General features: G+C 42.3%; 18 protein-coding genes, 1 tRNA gene and 1 pseudogene. 14 read left to right on the top strand and 6 right to left on the bottom strand.

The window, feature by feature from the left end:
* Window positions 1–215: 215 nt before the first annotated feature.
* Window positions 216–1,382, bottom strand: a complete 1,167-nt coding sequence (gene metK, locus ACO1B7_RS01105) for a methionine adenosyltransferase (RefSeq protein WP_004646663.1) — start codon at window positions 1,380–1,382, stop codon at window positions 216–218.
* A 173-nt stretch (window positions 1,383–1,555) separates the two neighbouring features.
* Between metK and ACO1B7_RS01100 the strand changes: the two genes are divergently transcribed.
* The 7 genes and pseudogenes from ACO1B7_RS01100 (at window position 1,556) to ACO1B7_RS01070 (ending at window position 7,761) form a co-directional block, all read left to right on the top strand.
* Entirely contained in the window at window positions 1,556–1,795 is a 240-nt protein-coding gene (locus ACO1B7_RS01100; RefSeq protein ID WP_016806930.1) for a hypothetical protein, read from the top strand.
* Between the two features lie 60 nt (window positions 1,796–1,855).
* The gene (locus ACO1B7_RS01095; RefSeq protein ID WP_004646665.1) at window positions 1,856–2,239 is read left to right on the top strand and encodes a prepilin-type N-terminal cleavage/methylation domain-containing protein; all 384 of its coding nucleotides are present in this window, start codon (window positions 1,856–1,858) and stop codon (window positions 2,237–2,239) included.
* Window positions 2,240–2,672: 433 nt separating this feature from the next.
* Window positions 2,673–4,661, top strand: a complete 1,989-nt coding sequence (gene tkt / locus ACO1B7_RS01090; protein WP_004646666.1) for a transketolase — start codon at window positions 2,673–2,675, stop codon at window positions 4,659–4,661.
* 126 nt (window positions 4,662–4,787) lie between these two features.
* Window positions 4,788–5,002, top strand: a pseudogene (locus tag ACO1B7_RS01085) (hypothetical protein).
* A gap of 175 nt (window positions 5,003–5,177) precedes the next feature.
* Window positions 5,178–5,633: a GNAT family N-acetyltransferase gene (locus ACO1B7_RS01080; RefSeq protein ID WP_004646668.1), complete on the top strand. Its 456-nt coding sequence runs from the start codon at window positions 5,178–5,180 to the stop codon at window positions 5,631–5,633.
* Between the two features lie 129 nt (window positions 5,634–5,762).
* Window positions 5,763–6,350 (top strand): YceI family protein, encoded by a 588-nt coding sequence (locus tag ACO1B7_RS01075; protein ID WP_004646669.1) that lies wholly within the window; start codon window positions 5,763–5,765, stop codon window positions 6,348–6,350.
* A 106-nt stretch (window positions 6,351–6,456) separates the two neighbouring features.
* Window positions 6,457–7,761 carry an IS4 family transposase gene (locus ACO1B7_RS01070; protein ID WP_005104965.1) on the top strand — a complete coding sequence of 435 codons (1,305 nt, stop codon included), beginning with the start codon at window positions 6,457–6,459 and terminating at the stop codon, window positions 7,759–7,761.
* Window positions 7,762–7,800: 39 nt separating this feature from the next.
* Here ACO1B7_RS01070 and ACO1B7_RS01065 read toward each other — a convergent pair whose 3' ends face one another.
* Window positions 7,801–8,517: a glutamine amidotransferase gene (locus ACO1B7_RS01065; protein WP_004646670.1), complete on the bottom strand. Its 717-nt coding sequence runs from the start codon at window positions 8,515–8,517 to the stop codon at window positions 7,801–7,803.
* Window positions 8,518–8,758: 241 nt separating this feature from the next.
* On the opposite strand from ACO1B7_RS01065, the gene yfcF reads away from it, so the two are divergent.
* Window positions 8,759–9,400: a glutathione transferase gene (yfcF, locus tag ACO1B7_RS01060; protein WP_222112100.1), complete on the top strand. Its 642-nt coding sequence runs from the start codon at window positions 8,759–8,761 to the stop codon at window positions 9,398–9,400.
* A 131-nt stretch (window positions 9,401–9,531) separates the two neighbouring features.
* Window positions 9,532–10,473 (top strand): cation diffusion facilitator family transporter, encoded by a 942-nt coding sequence (locus ACO1B7_RS01055; protein WP_114540786.1) that lies wholly within the window; start codon window positions 9,532–9,534, stop codon window positions 10,471–10,473.
* A gap of 31 nt (window positions 10,474–10,504) precedes the next feature.
* Here ACO1B7_RS01055 and ACO1B7_RS01050 read toward each other — a convergent pair whose 3' ends face one another.
* From ACO1B7_RS01050 to cysS, 4 genes are all read right to left on the bottom strand, one after another.
* A complete protein-coding gene (locus tag ACO1B7_RS01050) occupies window positions 10,505–11,482 on the bottom strand; it encodes a fatty acid desaturase family protein (protein WP_222112101.1) in 978 nt (325 codons plus the stop codon).
* A 93-nt stretch (window positions 11,483–11,575) separates the two neighbouring features.
* Window positions 11,576–12,364 (bottom strand): PaaX family transcriptional regulator C-terminal domain-containing protein, encoded by a 789-nt coding sequence (locus tag ACO1B7_RS01045; protein WP_222112102.1) that lies wholly within the window; start codon window positions 12,362–12,364, stop codon window positions 11,576–11,578.
* A gap of 192 nt (window positions 12,365–12,556) precedes the next feature.
* Window positions 12,557–12,632 (bottom strand) — tRNA-Gly (locus ACO1B7_RS01040).
* 62 nt (window positions 12,633–12,694) lie between these two features.
* Window positions 12,695–14,116 carry a cysteine--tRNA ligase gene (gene cysS, locus ACO1B7_RS01035; RefSeq protein ID WP_222112103.1) on the bottom strand — a complete coding sequence of 474 codons (1,422 nt, stop codon included), beginning with the start codon at window positions 14,114–14,116 and terminating at the stop codon, window positions 12,695–12,697.
* Window positions 14,117–14,548: 432 nt separating this feature from the next.
* Here cysS and ACO1B7_RS01030 point away from each other — a divergent pair, with 432 nt between their 5' ends.
* From ACO1B7_RS01030 to lptB, 5 genes are read left to right on the top strand one after another with little or no spacing between them, the layout of a single operon-like run.
* On the top strand, window positions 14,549–15,592 hold the full coding sequence (locus ACO1B7_RS01030) for a KpsF/GutQ family sugar-phosphate isomerase (protein WP_004279959.1): 1,044 nt from the start codon (window positions 14,549–14,551) through the stop codon (window positions 15,590–15,592).
* Window positions 15,593–15,595: 3 nt separating this feature from the next.
* On the top strand, window positions 15,596–16,135 hold the full coding sequence (locus ACO1B7_RS01025) for a KdsC family phosphatase (RefSeq protein ID WP_004279958.1): 540 nt from the start codon (window positions 15,596–15,598) through the stop codon (window positions 16,133–16,135).
* A 33-nt stretch (window positions 16,136–16,168) separates the two neighbouring features.
* Window positions 16,169–16,717 (top strand): LPS export ABC transporter periplasmic protein LptC, encoded by a 549-nt coding sequence (gene lptC / locus ACO1B7_RS01020; protein WP_004646678.1) that lies wholly within the window; start codon window positions 16,169–16,171, stop codon window positions 16,715–16,717.
* Window positions 16,701–17,267 carry a lipopolysaccharide transport periplasmic protein LptA gene (gene lptA, locus ACO1B7_RS01015; protein ID WP_423089685.1) on the top strand — a complete coding sequence of 189 codons (567 nt, stop codon included), beginning with the start codon at window positions 16,701–16,703 and terminating at the stop codon, window positions 17,265–17,267. The genes lptC and lptA overlap by 17 nt, the downstream gene beginning before the upstream one ends.
* A complete protein-coding gene (lptB, locus tag ACO1B7_RS01010; protein ID WP_195724841.1) occupies window positions 17,267–18,010 on the top strand; it encodes an LPS export ABC transporter ATP-binding protein in 744 nt (247 codons plus the stop codon). The genes lptA and lptB overlap by 1 nt, the downstream gene beginning before the upstream one ends.
* Window positions 18,011–18,181 lie beyond the last annotated feature (171 nt).

Genomic DNA, 18,181 nt, shown 5'->3' with positions numbered 1-18,181 from the left:
TATACTGTAATGGCACAGCCGGAAGTTGTTTTAAGTTTCATGGAATAGTGATATTCACAGAGAGGGGAGTTTCAAAAGTATCATTCAAAAGTCAGGTTATAGTATGAAGCTTGGTATTTAAATATTTGTCATCAGGACCTAGAGATAATTCTAAAAATGAAAAAATAAAAGACATAAAAAAAGCCCGCATGATGCAGGCTTTTTTAAAGAAAAACTTATAGACCAGCAGAGGCTTTAAGCGCTTCCACTTTGTCAGTTTTTTCCCAGGTAAATGCAGTATCAGAACCTTCACGACCGAAGTGACCATAAGCAGCAGTTTGCTTATACATCGGCTGGATCAGGTCAAGCATACGGGTAATGCCATATGGACGTAAGTCGAAATGTTCACGAACCAGTGCAATAATCAATTCTTCAGAGACTTTTGCAGTATTGAAGGTATTGATTGAAATTGAAGTTGGCTCAGCAACACCAATTGCATAAGACACCTGAATTTCACACTTGTCAGCCAGGCCAGCAGCAACGATATTTTTCGCCACATAACGACCTGCGTACGCAGCAGAACGGTCAACTTTAGAGGGATCTTTACCAGAGAAAGCACCACCGCCGTGACGTGCCATACCGCCGTAGGTATCTACGATAATTTTACGGCCAGTTAAACCACAGTCACCTACAGGACCACCGATCACAAACATACCCGTTGGGTTGATGTGGAATTTGGTGTCTGCATGGAACATGTCAGCAGGAATGATTTTTTTCACGATTTCTTCAATCACAGCTTCTTTCAGGTTCGCTTGAGTGATTTCAGGATCATGTTGAGTCGAAAGAACGACAGCATCTAAACGAACTGGTACGCCATTTTCATAAGCAAAAGTTACCTGACTTTTTGCATCTGGGCGTAACCATGGCAAGGTGCCATTACGGCGTAATTCAGCCTGCTTTTCCATTAAGCGATGCGCATATGAAATCGGTGCAGGCATTAATACATCAGTTTCGCGGCTTGCATAACCGAACATTAAACCTTGGTCGCCGGCACCCTGATCTTCAGGTTTCTGGCGGTCTACACCCTGAGCAATTTCAGGTGACTGTTTACCAATCATGTTGATCACGGCACAGGTTGAACCATCAAAACCAAGATCAGAATGGTGATAACCAATTCCGTTTACGGTATGACGTACAATTGCCTCAAAATCAACATTTGCTGTCGTTGTGATTTCACCGGCAAGTACAACCGCACCTGTTTTTACAAGCGTTTCACAAGCAACCCGTGCATATGGGTCTTCTTTTAAGATTGCATCCAAAATAGCGTCACTGATTTGGTCAGCCATTTTATCTGGATGGCCTTCGCTTACAGATTCCGAAGTAAATACAGCGTACTCGCGCATAGTCCTATCACAGTTAATTTTAAAGACCCGATATGTTACATCGAGTTGCGCTCTAGGACTAGCTTAACACGACAAAATTGGTCGAAATTGTTTCAAATTATTGTGTTTTTAATTGATTAATAGAATTAAAAAAATTGATATATCTATTTAGACAGCATTATTGATTGGGGAATATGAAGCAACAATATTTTAATCCGTCAGACTGTCAGAAAATTAAATGCTTAGATTTCCGATTAAATCTTAAAAAAATAGACGATAGAAAAAATACAAAGCTCAAAATTCAAAATTTACTTAAGCAAGTGATCATTACATCAATAAAGCAGATTCAGGCTGTGCGCCTTGCGACCAAATGTCTTGTTGATGTTCGGGTATATCTTCATATTAGCGCTAAGTCTTCCACATTAGCTGGTTAGGAATGGCGACATCTTTTGCTATGGACTTCTTGGAGCAAGACTGTAAGGAGATCAGAAATCATGTATCAAAAGGCATTTACCCTGATTGAAGTGCTGATCGTGCTCATCATTATCGCGATTTTAGTGACGATGGCTTTTATGAGTTATCAAGCTTATGTCGTGCGTAATCAATTGGCCGAAGTGTTTGAACAGGCTGGAGCATATCGAACCCAGTTTATTGCTTCGGATCAGCACTGTGATGCCGGACGCCAGATTGGTGGGCATGGTCAATATATCGAAAAAGTCATTATTAATGCCGCTTGCCGGATAGAGTTCAAGATACGAGAGCAGGGAGTCGATATGGCCATTCGCGGGAAATCAGTCGCTTTTGATGTTCATAGTGGCAAATGTTATTCCACTGATATTCAGCAGCGCTATTTGCCTAAAGACTGTCAGGGACATTAAGTCTACCGAAGTTGAAAATTAGCCTAAGCAAATTTGATTTCACCTGTATATCAAACAATCCTGCCAATATTTTATAAAATTTAGTAAAAATTACATTATGAATGGATCAGTGAATTGTATAGATTTTCTTTAAAAATAATGATGTGAGACATATAAAATAGAAATAAAATCAGCATAAATTCAATCCTGTTTATCAGCTTAGAATCCAGATACAGACAAGAAAGTTAATTAGAAAATGCGGGATAATTCAATCTGAAGAACCGAAGCCGAAGAAGAAATGTGGAATAATTGTACGATAAGGCAAGAGACACTCAATAAACTGATAAATATTGTTGGTTAGTCTTTACCCCTCGCTGTTTTTTTAAGACAATAGACAGCAGTTTTGAAAGTCTTTTCATCATTTCCTATTTCTGAATATTTTGGACTCTGATTTATGACAACCCCGCTTAATGAACGTCGTATTGCAAACGCAATTCGTGTATTGGCAATGGATGCTGTGCAAAAAGCAAACTCAGGACATCCAGGTGCTCCAATGGGGATGGCAGATATCGCTGATGTGGTTTGGCGTGAATTCATGAACCATAACCCGACCAACCCGAATTGGGCAAACCGTGACCGTTTTGTATTATCAAATGGCCATGGCTCTATGCTTCAATATGCGCTTCTTCATTTAACGGGCTACGATCTTTCGATTGAAGATCTTAAAGCATTCCGTCAACTTCATTCTAAAACACCTGGTCACCCGGAGTTGGGCTATGCACCAGGGATTGAAACGACGACTGGTCCTTTAGGTCAAGGCATCGCGAATGCTGTCGGTTTTGCACTGGCTGAAAAAACTCTAGCTGCGCAATTCAACAAAGACGACATCCAAGTTGTAGATCACTTCACTTATTGCTTCCTCGGCGATGGCTGTTTGATGGAAGGTGTTTCTCACGAAGCATGTTCTTTGGCGGGTACATTGGGTCTGGGCAAATTGATTGCTTACTATGACGACAATGGCATCTCGATTGATGGCGAAGTGGAAGGCTGGTTCTCTGACGATACAGAACAACGCTTCTTGGCGTACGGCTGGCAAGTGATTAAAGTTGATGGCCACGATGCAGATGCAATCCGTCAGGCAACTGTTGAGGCGAAAGCTGAAACTGCTAAACCAACCATCATTATCTGTAAAACCGTGATTGGTTTGGGTTCACCAAACAAGCAAGGTAAAGAAGACAGTCATGGTGCACCACTCGGTCATGACGAAATCGTCTTGACTCGTGAAGCACTAGGCTGGACTGATGAAGCATTTGTAATTCCTGAAGATGTTTATGCAGCTTGGGATGCGAAAGCCAAAGGTGCTGAATCAGAAGCAGCTTGGAACGAAACATTTGCTGCTTATGCTGCAAAATATCCAACTGAAGCCGCTGAATTTAAACGTCGTTTATCTGGTGAATTACCGGCTGACTTCGTTGCAAAAGCGGATGCCTATATTGCAGAAGTGAATGCCAAAGCTGAAACAATTGCAACGCGTAAAGCCAGCCAAAATGCATTGCAAGCACTTGTTCCATTATTGCCAGAAGTTCTAGGTGGTTCTGCGGATCTTGCAGGTTCTAACCTGACCCTTTGGAAAGGCGCGCAAGGCGTACAGGACAATCCGGCAGGTAACTACGTACACTATGGCGTACGTGAATTCGGTATGACTGCAATCGCGAATGGTGTTGCACTGCATGGCGGGTTCATCCCTTATGTAGCAACATTCCTGATGTTTATGGAATATGCACGTAATGCGGTACGTATGTCTGCATTAATGAAAAAGCGCGTGATCCATGTGTATACGCATGACTCAATTGGTCTGGGTGAAGATGGCCCAACGCATCAACCTGTTGAGCAGATCGCATCCCTTCGTGGTACACCAAACCTAAATACATGGCGCCCATGTGACACCGTTGAAGCAGCAATTTCTTGGAAATCTGCATTAACGCGTGCTGAAGGTCCAACCGCATTGATCTTCTCTCGTCAGAACTTGCCATTCCAAACCCGTACTCAAGCTCAAATTGAGAACGCTGCGAAAGGTGGCTATGTATTGGCTGAAGAAAAAGGCGAATTGAAAGCCATCATCATTGCAACTGGTTCTGAAGTATCTCTGGCAATGGAAGCTTATGCACAGCTTGAAGGCGTGCGTGTCGTGTCTATGCCATGTGCTGAAGAATTCATGAAGCAAGATGCAGCTTATCGTGAAGCGGTTCTTCCATCAAATATTCGTGCACGTGTTGCTGTTGAGGCTGCACATGTTGATTACTGGTGGAAATTTGTAGGTCTTGATGGTCGTGTCATTGGTATGACCACTTATGGTGAATCTGCACCTGCAAAAGATCTGTTCCAGTTCTTCGGGATTACCACTGAAGCAGTGGTTGCAGCTGTAAAAGAGATTACTGCATAATCAACTGATTAGGCGGTTTATTAAAAGGCGCTCCAGTTTTGGGGCGTCTTTTGCTTTTTAGCGTTGTTTTCATGTGGCAACTGTTAGAAAGTTCTCCCATAGTCGAAATGAAAGAGTGAGATGAACATGAGCTTGTATGAACAAATTAACGATGAAATTACTTTAATGGATGCAGGCGAACTCAAGTGGATCGGACAGGAATTACCTCTTGAAGCGATGGTTGCAGTTGATTTAATGCTGCAGAATTAGCCGAAGAAAATATCATTAAAGTGCGTCGTAAAAATCATGAAAAGACGACTGGCCTAAAACAGGTTGATCGTATTCTGGTTGAAAAACTTTAAACATAAAGCATGAAAAGTCCCTGATTGGGACTTTTTTATGCCGGATGATTTTTCATCTGACAGGTTGCTTATGAACATCAGATGAGATAAAGCTAGGTTTAGGCCGCTATAAAAATTCAGCGACCACTATCGAAACGACTTAAATTAAAGAAATAAGCCAAAGAAGCGGTTAAACATGAATATACAGCCCCAGATCCAGATCAAATCTCTAGAGCAAATATCACAGCCGGAATGGCTATTTTTATGGCAAGACTATCAACGCTTTTATCAGACGCAAATTTCGGATGAGGTGAGTGAAAATACCTGGGATAAATTAACCAATTATGAATTAGATTCAATATACGGTTTTGCGGCCTTGATTGATGGAAAGGTCGTTGGGATGGTGCATGTCATCGAACATAACAGTAGCTGGACAGTAAGACCTTATGCCTATTTGCAGGATCTATTTACCCATCCTGACTATCGGGGAAAGGGTGTGGCGCGTAAGTTGATTCAACATGTCTATCAGGTTGCACAGCAGCGTAATTGCGACCGGGTTTACTGGCTGACTCAGGAATCAAATCATCAGGCACAAGCGTTGTATAACAAAGTCGCCAAGAAAACTGGATTCATCCAGTACCGTATGGATTAAAGCTCAAAATTTAAAAAAATAACTTACAATTTTATCGTTTCATCACTGCAACAAAACGTTTTATCTTTAGGGCTGTAAACGGTTCCAGATTCTATACACTTAATAACATCCAAAACGTGAGATAAAAACATGAATTTCAAAACATTAGCATTAGGCTTGGCGGTCGCATCTGTAGCAACAGTTTCTATGGCAAAACCAGTGGCCTATACGATTGACCCGACTCATTCAGCAACGGTGTTCTCTTGGAGCCACTTTGGTTTCTCTACACCATCTGCAAACTTCAGTGACATCCAGGGTACGATTAATGTTGATAATGCAAAACCTGCGAATTCTTCGGTCAATGTGAACATCCCGGTTGCAAGCATTAATACGAATGTGAAAGCGCTGGATGACCATATTAAGACAGCAGAATTTTTTGATGCTGCCAAATATCCGAATATCACTTTTAAAAGTACTAAAGTTCAGGCTTTAGGCAAAAACAAATACAAAATCACCGGTAACTTAACCGTAAAAGATGTCACTAAACCTGTGGTACTGGACGCAGTTTTAAATAAACAAGGCGTGCACCCAATGACAAAATTACAAACGATTGGTTTCAATGCAACCACTTCATTTAACCGTTCAGCCTTTGGGGTAGGCGGTTATGTTCCAAATGTGGGCGATAAAATTACAGTGAACATTACTACCGAGGCTTCTGTTCCTGCTCCGAAAAAATGAGCATGACAAATTAAAAAAGCACCCAACTGGGTTAATGCCAGTCAGTTAAGCAGACATTAGAAAAATGTAGTAAAAATGAGTGTATGCCAATACGCTCATTTTTTTTATGACTTTATCTGAAAATTTAGATTGCACCCTTCAACATTCTTTGCCTTCACTCAGCCATTTCAGTGAACTCATTGATTTAAACTGGATTAAAGAAAGCCTACATCAAACAGGTAAGGCTTCTATCAGGAGAAGAAAATTACCTGCCGAACATGTGGTATGGCTGGTAATTGGGCTTGCCCTATTTCGAGATCAACCGATCGGGTATGTCGTAGAGCAACTAAAACTTGTGTTTGGTACAACAGAATATTGTGTCCCCAGTGCAGCAGTGCAAGCACGACAACGTTTAGGACGAGAGCCCTTGAATACCTTGTTTTCTCTACTCAGCCAAGCCTGGTTTGAAGAATCCCAACAGCAATACTCAAACTTTCATGGCCTTAGTGTATGTGCTGTTGACGGGGTGGTTTGGTCTATGCCTTATACAGACGAGAATTTTGAACACTTTGGCTCATCTAAGGGTAAAACCGCTGCAGCCCCTTATCCACAAGTGAGAGCAACCTGCCTGGTAAATACCAGCACCCATGAAATCATTGATGCCCAAATAGGTAGCATGGATCAGGGTGAACTTACACTGGCAAATCGATTATGTCCTCCATCGCATAGTATTACCTTGTTTGATCGAGCCTATTTCTCTGCTGATTTCTTGATTGACTGGCAAACACGAGTAGAAGCCAGTCATTGGTTAATGAGAGCAAAAGATAATTTACGCTATGAGATCATTAAACGTAATTCCCCGCATGACTTTCAAATCAAAATGCCTCTTTCAGCTAGAGCCAGGAAGCTAAATCCATCATTAGGAGAATATTGGGAAGCGCGTTTGATTGAAGTTGAGCAGGCAGGGAAAATTAGACGTTATATCACTTCATTAATGGATTCAAAGGCATATCCACTGATAGGCTTGGCGAAGCTTTATGCCCAGCGCTGGGAAATAGAAATGTGTTACCGAGAAATCAAAAGTGATTTACAGGAAGGTAAGCATTTGAGGAGCAAGCAACCTGATTTAATTTATCAAGAATTATGGGGGGTCTTCATTGCCTATAATATTCTAAGAAGACAAATGAAACATATGGCTCAACGTGCAAAAGTCAGTCCTTTGAGAATCAGCTTTCATATTGCCTCTATCAGCATCCTGAATATATTAAGATTTGATTCTTTAGACTCCGCAGGGAATTTACCTAAACATCTAGAAAGTTTACTGGAGAAATCGAGGAGGTATGTTTTGCCTGAGAGAAGGGTTAGAAGTTGCCCACGAGTTGTGAAAGGAAAACCGCAGAAATACCCAAGAAAATGCCAGTCAATTTCTTAACTGACTGGCATTACCCAACTGGGTGCTTTTTTATTACGGTTATTTAAGTTGCAAGTTTTCTAAATAATGCAGCAATACCGAACTGGCGGCCTGTTCAAGCGCGGGCGCATAGCTTTGATGATCCGCCCGTAAGGCGGGAATATTGATCTGGGCTTTGCGTAACTCACAGGTATGTCCAATCAGCCATTTCTCTAAACTTTCACTGGCCACTTCAGCATGGAATTGTAGTGCTAGAATATTCTGTCCTACCCGAAAGGCCTGATTTGGATAAAGATCAGAGCTGGCCAGTAATTCTACCTGTTCAGGTAGGTCAAAGGTATCACCATGCCAATGCAGGACGTCAATATCCTCCAGAGCTTTTAGTGGATTGTTTTCAATAGAAGCAAGACTGAGTTTAGACCAGCCAATTTCCTTCACATCTCCGGGATAGACTTTAGCATTCAATGCAGCAGCAATTAACTGCGCACCTAAACAGATGCCTAAAGTCGGTAAATTCTTTTCCAGTCGAACTTTAAGTAAGTCTATTTCTTGTTGTAAGAAAGGGTAATCCTCAGTTTCATAGACTGCAATCGGGCCACCGAGAATAATTGTTAATCCAGGATGTTTAAAAGCCTTGGTAAGATCATCGATGCCAGCTTCGAAATAACGCACACGTAAGCCGAGCTGATAAAAAATATCTTCCCAAGCACCTAAGTCTTCAAAAGCCAAATGTTGAATGGCATACACGGTATCGGAGAGGTGGGCTAAGTTCAGCATAGTTTTTTGATATCAAGAGAATGATTTAATTTAACGTGAATCAAAAGCAAAATAAAAGGCTTTATGCCCCACATCATGTGCAAAATAGAAAATAATGAACATCGCTGCGCTATCGGCAACTGTGTAAACATTTTCGTGTGATCGCTACATGAAGCAGTTCATTTTTCCTTTTATATAGGAAAGAGAGTAGAGTAAGGCTGCCGTACTGAATAAAAACAACAAGCCTATCAGGATCAAGGATATGCAAAATATACGTTTATATGTCGATAAAAATAGAATCAGCCCTTATGCCATGTCGGTCTATGTTGCCTTAAAAGAAAAGGGTTTAGATTTTCAGGAAATAGTGGTCGATTTAGATCAGCAGCAACAGAAATCTGCGGCTTATCAAGCCATTTGTCCAAGTGCTAAAGTTCCGTGTTTAATAGTAGATAACTTTAGCCTGTTTGAATCATGGGCGATCACTGAATATTTGGAAGATGCCTTTCCAGCACCTAATTATCCAGCCTTATATCCTAAGGAAATTTATGCTAGAGCTAAATGTCGGGCCATACAAGCCTTGGTCAAAACCGATTTTATGCAAATCCGCCAGCAGATGCCTTCCGATTCGGTATTTCATCTAGCAAAAATGTCTATACCTCTTACAGCTTCGATCACTGAAGAAATTCAGCGCTTGGTGAATGTGGCAGAATATATGCTGGAGGACATATGGTTGACTGAACACTGGTCAATTGCAGACTTTGATCTGGCCTTTATGTTGCATCGTTTGTTGAGCCATCAGGTGAAACTTCCTGTGAAAATAATAGAATATGTCGAGCGTAATTTTAAGCGTGCTTCGGTACAGGCCTGGCTGGCAGAACATGAAAAAGCTAAAACTTTAATCTAATGTCGACTGATAAAACAGTTCATAAAAAACCTACTTAAATAGGTAAAATTCAAGCGTAATATGAATCAGAACAAAACTTGAAAAGATGCTGAGGATACAGTCCTCGTTGAATAAGAAGGAGGGAGGGGCCGGTGGGGAATTCACATCATCATGAACATAGTCATGTCGCCGTGACTGCAAAAAATGCCAAAAAATTATCAATAGCGTTGGCATTAACCACGACTTTTTTAATTGTGGAAGTGATTGCTGGTTTTCTAACTCAAAGTTTGGCCCTACTTTCTGATGCTGCGCATATGTTTACCGATGCTGCTGCACTGGCTATCGCTTTAGTCGCTATCAAAATTGGGCAAAAACCGGCAGACAATAAACGGACATTTGGTTATCAGCGCTTTGAGATTTTGGCTGCCCTGTTTAATGCCGTGATGCTGTTTGTGGTTGCGATTTATATTTTGTTTGAAGCTTATCAGCGTTTGAGTTATCCGCCAGAAATCCAGAGCTTGGGCATGATGATCGTGGCCACCTTGGGGCTGTTCATTAACCTGATTTCCATGAAAATTCTGGTGTCTAGCAGTCAAGAAAGTCTCAATGTCAAAGGTGCTTATCTGGAAGTGCTCAGTGATGCACTGGGATCAGTCGGGGTGATCATTGGGGCGCTGGTAATTTATTTGACTGGCTGGATGTGGGTGGATACGCTGATTGCGGTATTGATCGGATTTTGGGTGTTGCCAAGAACCTGGATTTTGCTGAAACAGAGCATCAATATTCTGCTTGAAGGTGTGCCGGATGAAATTGATATTGAAAAATTACGCCACGATCTTTTGGCGCTCGAAGGGGTTCAGGACATTCATCAGCTCAAGGTTTGGGCAATTACCTCCAAAAAAGTCATGCTGACTGTGCATCTGGTTGCGCCGAATGTGGATTATCAGAAACTGCGTCATCAGGCCTTTGAGATGCTCCACCATGAGCATCATATTACCGAGATGACCTTGCAGATCGAAGCGGAAGACTGCCCACTAGAACATCGGGGACAATCCTCACATCCGCATTCACATGCCGAAAGCCATCCACATTGAAATTGAATAGTCTCAACCGCAGAAATATTTTTTATTTTTTTAAAAGTGAGCGAATCACATCCAGATAACTTGGCGGAGCATCGACATACTGACGCTCCCTTAACATCTGATGCATTTTCGCCAGCTTTTGATGCGGAACAGAGGCCATCAAATGATGTTCAATATGATAGTTCACATGAATTGGGGCTACAAAAGCACGTGCCAGCCAGTCTGCACGGGTGGTGCGGGTATTGCTAAGGGCGGAATGACTGGTTTCTAGGCCCGCATGCTCAGCCATAGCGCGGATGCGGATGAACAAAGGAAATGGAGTGATATAGGCGAGAGGCCATAATAAATACATTTTAGGATGGCCGCTGGCCCACAGAGCAGAAAAAATTGCTGCATTTGAAATTAACATACCAGAACTATTTTTAAGCAAGTTTTTCGCTAACTCTAAATTGCTGCGATCACCATGCGGAATTGGCTTGGGGTCATTGGAAACACTCCATTCCAGCAATTCCAGATCCATTAATACTCGACCAGCGAGAAATTTAAGCCCCGATTGCCCATTCAGGTCACGGAAGAATTTCCTGAATAGTGAGCTTTGCGTAATGGGAAAGTTTTTTACCAACCCCAAGTCAGGATCATCTGGCTGCGAGGTTTTAGCATGATGTTTCAGGTGATAAGGACGGTATTTGCTGACATCATTCCAGATCGGGCGTGCACAGAGCCAATCAGTCAGATGGGTATTTAACCATTTGGTTTTGAACAGGCTATGGTGCGAGGCATCATGCATCAAAATAGCCATCGCAAGCTGGCGTCCAGCAAGAATAGCCAATGCCAATGCACATATCAGGATTTTTCCCCATGTAGGTAAATATTCCCAGCTATAGGCAACCGTACCAAAGGTCATGACAATTACGGTCCAGGTTGAACCTACTGCCCAGGCACCGTGTAAGTCTGAGGTCGTGGTGAGTTCTTTAATTTCGTCACGACTAAAAAGTTCTGTGACACTGACCTTTCTGTTCATTCTTCTGCCTATATTTAGTTCTTATTGCTTTATTCAATATATTTGGATGAAATATTACAGTCAATTCATTTTTGTGTATAAAAAAGAAATAAATTAGACCCCTTGGTCTTTAAAATAGTGTTGCCATAAAAGTTGACCCTGTTTTTCTATTTTGCGGACTGCGAGCTCAAATTGTTGTCGAGCATCTGTGTCTATCCATTCTGCAGGAAGTAAGGGGTCAGCACGCAAACTAAATAGGGCAGATTTACCTAGATAAAAGGCACTTTTTGCAGCCTCTGCTAAAGTCAGATTCTGGTAATTCTCAAACCAGTCGTTGATAGCATGCTGTACTGCATGATAGGTCTGATGTAGCTCTTCGATATCCCATAAATCACGAACTTCGGTTTCACTTTCCAGTTGACTGACTTGGAAAAAACGTGCGTCAGGATCTAATCCAAACTGGATTACAGCTGTTTTTAATGGACTTAGGTTTAGCGTTAAATTATCGGGACGAATAAAAACATTTTGCTCTAGTTCCTGAAAACCATAATAACGCAGCGCTTTTTCTCTTTTATATAAGGCGGTACGGTCTACACGTCCCAAAGTGCCGGTATAGACCAATACATATTTTCCGTTCCATGTGGTCGCCGTTTGCATATCAGGGTGTTTGTTTAAGCTGATAAAAGAAGTATCGAATTTTTTCTCTAGCAATTGATACACGCCGCGTTCCACAGCTTGAATGAAATTTTCCTGATTTAATCGAGCCACAGCTACACGGATACCATTGTCAGATATACCCAATAATTCAGCAGCAGCTAATATCCGCTTAATAGTCAAGGTTGAGTTCTTAGAAGCGTAGAGTAAGTCTAAAACAAGATGACGAGCATTCAATTTATAAGTCATGAAACGATATCGTTATGAAAGGGATTGAAAGTTTTAAAGTTTATCCACAATAGCACTTTGTCATGAATAACCCAAAAAAATTGTCAGGGTAAAAGAGGATGAATAAGTGATTTGAGATATACATTTTATTAATAAATTTTTTTCAAACACAATAAAAAAACCCTTATCTTTCGATAAGGGTTTTTCGTATTCTGGAGCGGGAAAGGAGACTCGAACTCCCGACCCCAACCTTGGCAAGGTTATGCTCTACCAACTGAGCTATTCCCGCAATGAGGTGAATTATAGAGAATTCCACAGCAGTGTCAACTCCCTATAAATCTGTTTGATTAATTAATCAGCACGACGCCAAACTGTACCTTGACGAGTATCCTCAAGTACCACGCCTTGATCAAGTAAAGATTGACGAATCTCATCCGCACGTGCGAACTCTTTGGCTTTCTTGGCATCCTGACGCTGTTGAATCAAATCTTCAATTTGTTCAGGTGACAATCCTAGAGCTTCTTGACCAATGTCAGATTTGAGGAACTCATCTACATTTTGCTGTACTAGACCGAGAATATTGGTCAGGTGACGTAAAGTTGCGTAGTAGATCGCTGCCTGTTCCGCATTTTCTTCTTTCACGGTACGATTCAGCTCTTTATTGATTTCGAACAATACCGCAATCGCTTCAGGCGTATTGAAATCATCACGCATAGCGGCATTGAAACGCTCAACCAAAGCCTCATCCAGAGTTTCAATCAGATGATCACCATAAACCGCCTGATAGGTTTTAAAAGAATGGTAGAAACGAGACAAGGTATTTTTTGCTTCTTTTAAGGCAACATCCGAGTAATTCACCGGGCTACGATAATGGGAAGACACAATGAAATAACGCACCACTTCCGGATGGAATTTTTCAATCACGTCGCGAATAGTGAAGAAATTGCCTAAAGACTTCGACATTTTCTCGCCATCGACATTAATAAATCCGGCATGCATCCAGTAATTGACATACTGTTCGCCAGTAGATGCTTCAGATTGTGCAATTTCATTTTCATGATGCGGGAAGGTTAAATCAGCACCACCGCCATGAATATCGAAATGATTGCCTAGGCAGCAGGTCGACATTGCGGAACATTCGATGTGCCAGCCTGGACGGCCATTACCCCACGGTGATGCCCATGATGGCTCATTTTCCTTGGCATGTTTCCACAGTACAAAGTCAAACGGGTGTTTCTTTTCTACTTCGACATCGACACGTTCAGACGCACCCGCTTGCATATCTTCTAGTTTACGGCCAGATAGACGACCGTATTTGGCGAATTTCTCGACCTCAAAGTAGACATCGCCATTATTGGAAGGATAAGCCGTACCTTTGTCGACCAGGTTGCCGATCATTGCTTGCATTTGATCGATGTAATCTGTTGCTTTAGGTGCTGCATCAGGCGCAAGACAGCCCAGTTTGGCAAAGTCTTCATTCATCGCATCAATAAAGCGACCTGTTAATTCTGAGATACTTTCGCCATTTTCATTGGCACGTTTAATAATTTTGTCGTCAATATCCGTAATATTACGCACATATTTGACTTTCCAGCCTTGGCTACGCAGGAAACGGATAATATAGTCAAATGCAACCACTGTACGTGCATGTCCAATATGACAGTAGTCATAAACCGTCATACCACAGACATACAGATCAATTTGACCTTCAACACGAGGTACGAATTCTACTTTTTTGCGTTGCTCTGAGTTATATAGAACAAATGGTTGCATAGCTGTTCAAAAGACTTCAAATAAAAGGATGAATCATCTTAACCTAAGCATAATTATTCATAAAGATAAAAGCGTAAAAAGCCTCAGTTATTTAGGGGAGTTAGGCAACGAGAGTGATTTATAAAGAAGGGGTTCAGGAAGTGAAATAGCGAATATTGAGCTTACATTTTCAGAGGCAGTGTTTGCCAGTCTGATGGAATTATATTTGAATGAGTCTGGTCTGATTTGACCCAAACTTATTTTGGATAGCGTAAGCGTGTTTCTATAAAAATAAAAACAAGCGCATATAACCGCTTTAAAAATGGAGTGAATGTAGAGGCGGAGATACCAGATTGCGCAAGTTGAATACAATCTGAATATATTAAAAATCCGTCGAATCTTCTATATTTAGAAAGCTTACAATTGCATAGCTATGCTAAAATTGCGAAAATTATGCCCATCAAACCAGAGTTTTTTTCTGTCCTTAGCGTAGGTAAACAGGCTTTGAATCCACAAAAAACAGCGAATCAACTAGATTTCCAGAAAGTCGCACTTGAAACACTGCGCATCGAAGAAAATGCACTACAGATTTTAGCAACACAGATTGATGACCGTTTTAGCCGGGCATGTGAAATTATTCTACAGTGTACTGGCCGTCTGGTGATTACCGGAATGGGCAAGTCAGGTCATATTGGCCGTAAAATGGCGGCGACCTTTGCTTCGACCGGAACTCCCTCATTCTTTATGCATCCAGGTGAAGCCGGTCATGGTGACTTAGGGATGCTGGTGGCTGGTGATGTGCTGATTGCAATTTCAAACTCGGGCAAGAGTGATGAAATCATGATGCTGATGCCGCTGATCAAGCATCTGGAAATTCCGCTGATTACCATCAGTGGTGATGATCGTGGTCCAATGCCACAAAATGCTGATGTAGCTTTAACGCTGGGTAATATTCAGGAGGCTTGTCCACTGGGTTTAGCGCCGACATCGTCAACGACGGCAACATTGGCTTTGGGCGATGCTTTGGCGGTAGCTTTATTGGATGCTCGCGGCTTTACCTCGGATGATTTTGCACGCTCACATCCTGCAGGTGCGCTGGGTAAGCGTCTGTTATTGCATGTGAAGCATCTGATGCGTACTGGCGCAGATTTACCTAAAGTCTCGCCAGATACCGCCATGAATAAAGTATTGTACGAAATTTCCAACAAGCGCTTGGGCTTAACCACAGTCGTCGATGAAAATGATGTGTTGCTGGGGATTTTTACCGATGGTGACTTGCGTCGCTTGATTGATAAGCAGCAAGGTTTTGATGTCAATCTGGCTATTCAGGACGTGATGACCAAAAATCCGTTGACCATTTCTCAGGAAGCACGTGCAGTGGTGGCACTGGAACGTATGAATGAGCATAAAATTAATCAATTTGTAGTTGTTGATGATGCCAATAAAGTCATTGGTGTGATTAGTATGCATGACCTGATTCAGGCTGGGGTAAATTAATAAATGGCATCTTATGTATTATTAGAGCAGGCACGTCATATTGCAGCACTGGTGCTTGATGTAGATGGTATTTTAAGTGATGGCTTTGTAACGCTGACTAATACTGGCGATGAGATCAAATCCTTTGATATTCGTGACGGTCTGGGCATGAAACTGGTTCAGCAAGCAGGGATCAAGGTGATTATTATCACTGGACGTAAAAGCAATATCGTAGAAAAGCGTATGTCGGATCTGGGTGTTGATCTGGTCTATCAGGGCCGTGAAGACAAAGGTACAGCACTTCGTGAAGCCTGCGCACAGCTCAACATTGATCCTGAAGATTGCCTGTACATGGGCGATGACTGGCCTGATCTGTCTGCTTTTGCCATTGCCGGCATGAAAGTGACCGTGCCTAATGGTCATGTTGAAGTTCGCCGCCGTGCCGATCTGGTGACTCAGGCCCAAGGTGGACGTGGTGCGGTGCGTGAAATCTGCGATATGCTGTTAATGTCCAAAGGCATGTACCAAGAGTTACTTGAAAAATATACTCGTGCGCCTTATTAATAAGTCATATCTTTTGGATTAAGTACACCGCTTATGGATACTAAAGTTTTATATATTACGGCTGTGATTATTGCCGCAATAAGTGGTGGTTATTACTATTACAGCGGCAAGGGCAACAAGCTGCAGGCAGACTCTGCGCGCAGCATGACCTATTCCGCTCAAAATATTAACTTAACCCAGACGGATGAAGCAGGCCAGGTGTCGGTTCGTGCCCAAGTGGACCGACTCGAGCAGAACCTGCAGCTAGAAACCTCAAAGCTGGAAAATCTGCGAGCATCGACCTATGACAATGGTAAAGTCGATGCGACTTTCTTTGCCAAAATGGCGCATGGTTATGATGACAATACAAAAGTTGTACTCTCTCAAGAAGTGCTCGCCACCAAAATCATGCAAAATGGAAAAATGCAGTTTCGTACTGAAGAACTGACTGCTTTTCCGAAAACACGTGAAATTGAAACAGACAAGACAGTGATTGTGGAATCTCCACAGGCTGAATTCGTCAGCCAGGGTCTTAAAGCCAATCTTAATGATGGTCAATACGAATTCTTTAATATTCGAGGAAAGTATGAACCAAACTCCTAAAGCCAAAATGATGCACACTTTCCTGAAGCGTATGACGCTGGCGACTGTGGTTGGACTCGGTTCAATCGCTGCTTTTGCACTGCCATCTGACCGTAACCAGCCAATCACTTTGCTGGCTGACCGGGCGACTTTCAATGAGCGGACGGGTGTGACGACGTATTCGGGCAACGTTATCATTGAACAGGGCACCATGAAGCTGCAAGCCAATTCGATTGTGGCCAATCTGAACAATAAGCGTCAGATCAGCCTGATTACAGCGACAGGCAGCCCGGCACAGTTCCAGCAAAAAGTGGATCCGGCCAAAGGTCTTGCCAAAGGTCAGGCGCAGAAAATTGTCTACAATGCTGAAACCGGGATTATTACCTTGTCAGGTAATGCCTTCCTGCAACAGGACGGTGCCAGTATTCGTGGTGCGACTTTAAAATACAGCATGAATAAGGGTGATGTTGAAGCCATCGGTACACCGAATAAAACCGGTTCAGCTGAAGGTCGCGTAAAAATTGTGATTCCACCATCTAGTTCAACATCCTTCCCGGGAGCGCGTGATTAATGGAGCAATCGCAGCAGGTTCAAACCCTCACCATTAAACATCTGGCGAAAAATTATAATAAACGCTGGGTAGTGAAAGATGTGTCGTTCAGCATGGAAAGTGGTCAGATTGTCGGGTTGCTGGGACCGAATGGCGCCGGTAAAACCACCAGTTTCTATATGGTGGTCGGTCTGGTGCGGATGGATAAGGGGGAAATCTATCTGGATGATCTGGATCTTTCCGACCTCGCAATGCATGAGCGGGCACGTAAGGGAATTGGTTATTTGCCGCAGGAAGCTTCGATTTTCCGAAAACTGACGATTTCTGAAAATATTATGGCGATTCTGGAAACCCGTAAAGACTTGACCAAGGCACAACGTCAGCAACGTCTGGCCGAATTATTGGCAGACTTTAAAATTACCCATATTAAAGATTCCTTGGGGATGAGTGTTTCCGGTGGTGAGCGACGTCGTGCCGAGATTGCGCGTGCACTCGCGGCTGATCCAAAATTTATGCTACTCGATGAACCTTTTGCCGGTGTCGATCCGATTTCGGTTGGAGATATTAAGGATATCATTACGACCTTGAAAGATCGCGGAATTGGGGTGCTGATTACCGATCATAACGTGCGTGAAACGCTGGCGATTTGTGAGCATGCTTATATTGTCAGTGAAGGCGCATTGCTTGCTGAAGGTACACCAGAAGAAATCCTGGCGAATGAAACTGTGAGAAAAGTTTATCTGGGTGATGATTTCACTGTTTAAATAATCCTGCTTTATATAAAAACCCTGCATCAGACGCCAGTTGTCGGATGCAGGGTTTTTTTGATCAAATCAAAGTGAAAAAGATTTCTTTTAAAGTGATTTGACCTATTGTTATGCTAAAACAAGAAAACATTACATAATTATGCGATTTAGAGCAGAACACTTTTAAAG

It is taken from the genome of Acinetobacter lwoffii (assembly GCF_049367455.1).
Taxonomy (GTDB): Bacteria; Pseudomonadota; Gammaproteobacteria; order Pseudomonadales; family Moraxellaceae; genus Acinetobacter; species Acinetobacter lwoffii_W.
This window is presented reverse-complemented; position numbering and strand designations above follow the sequence as displayed.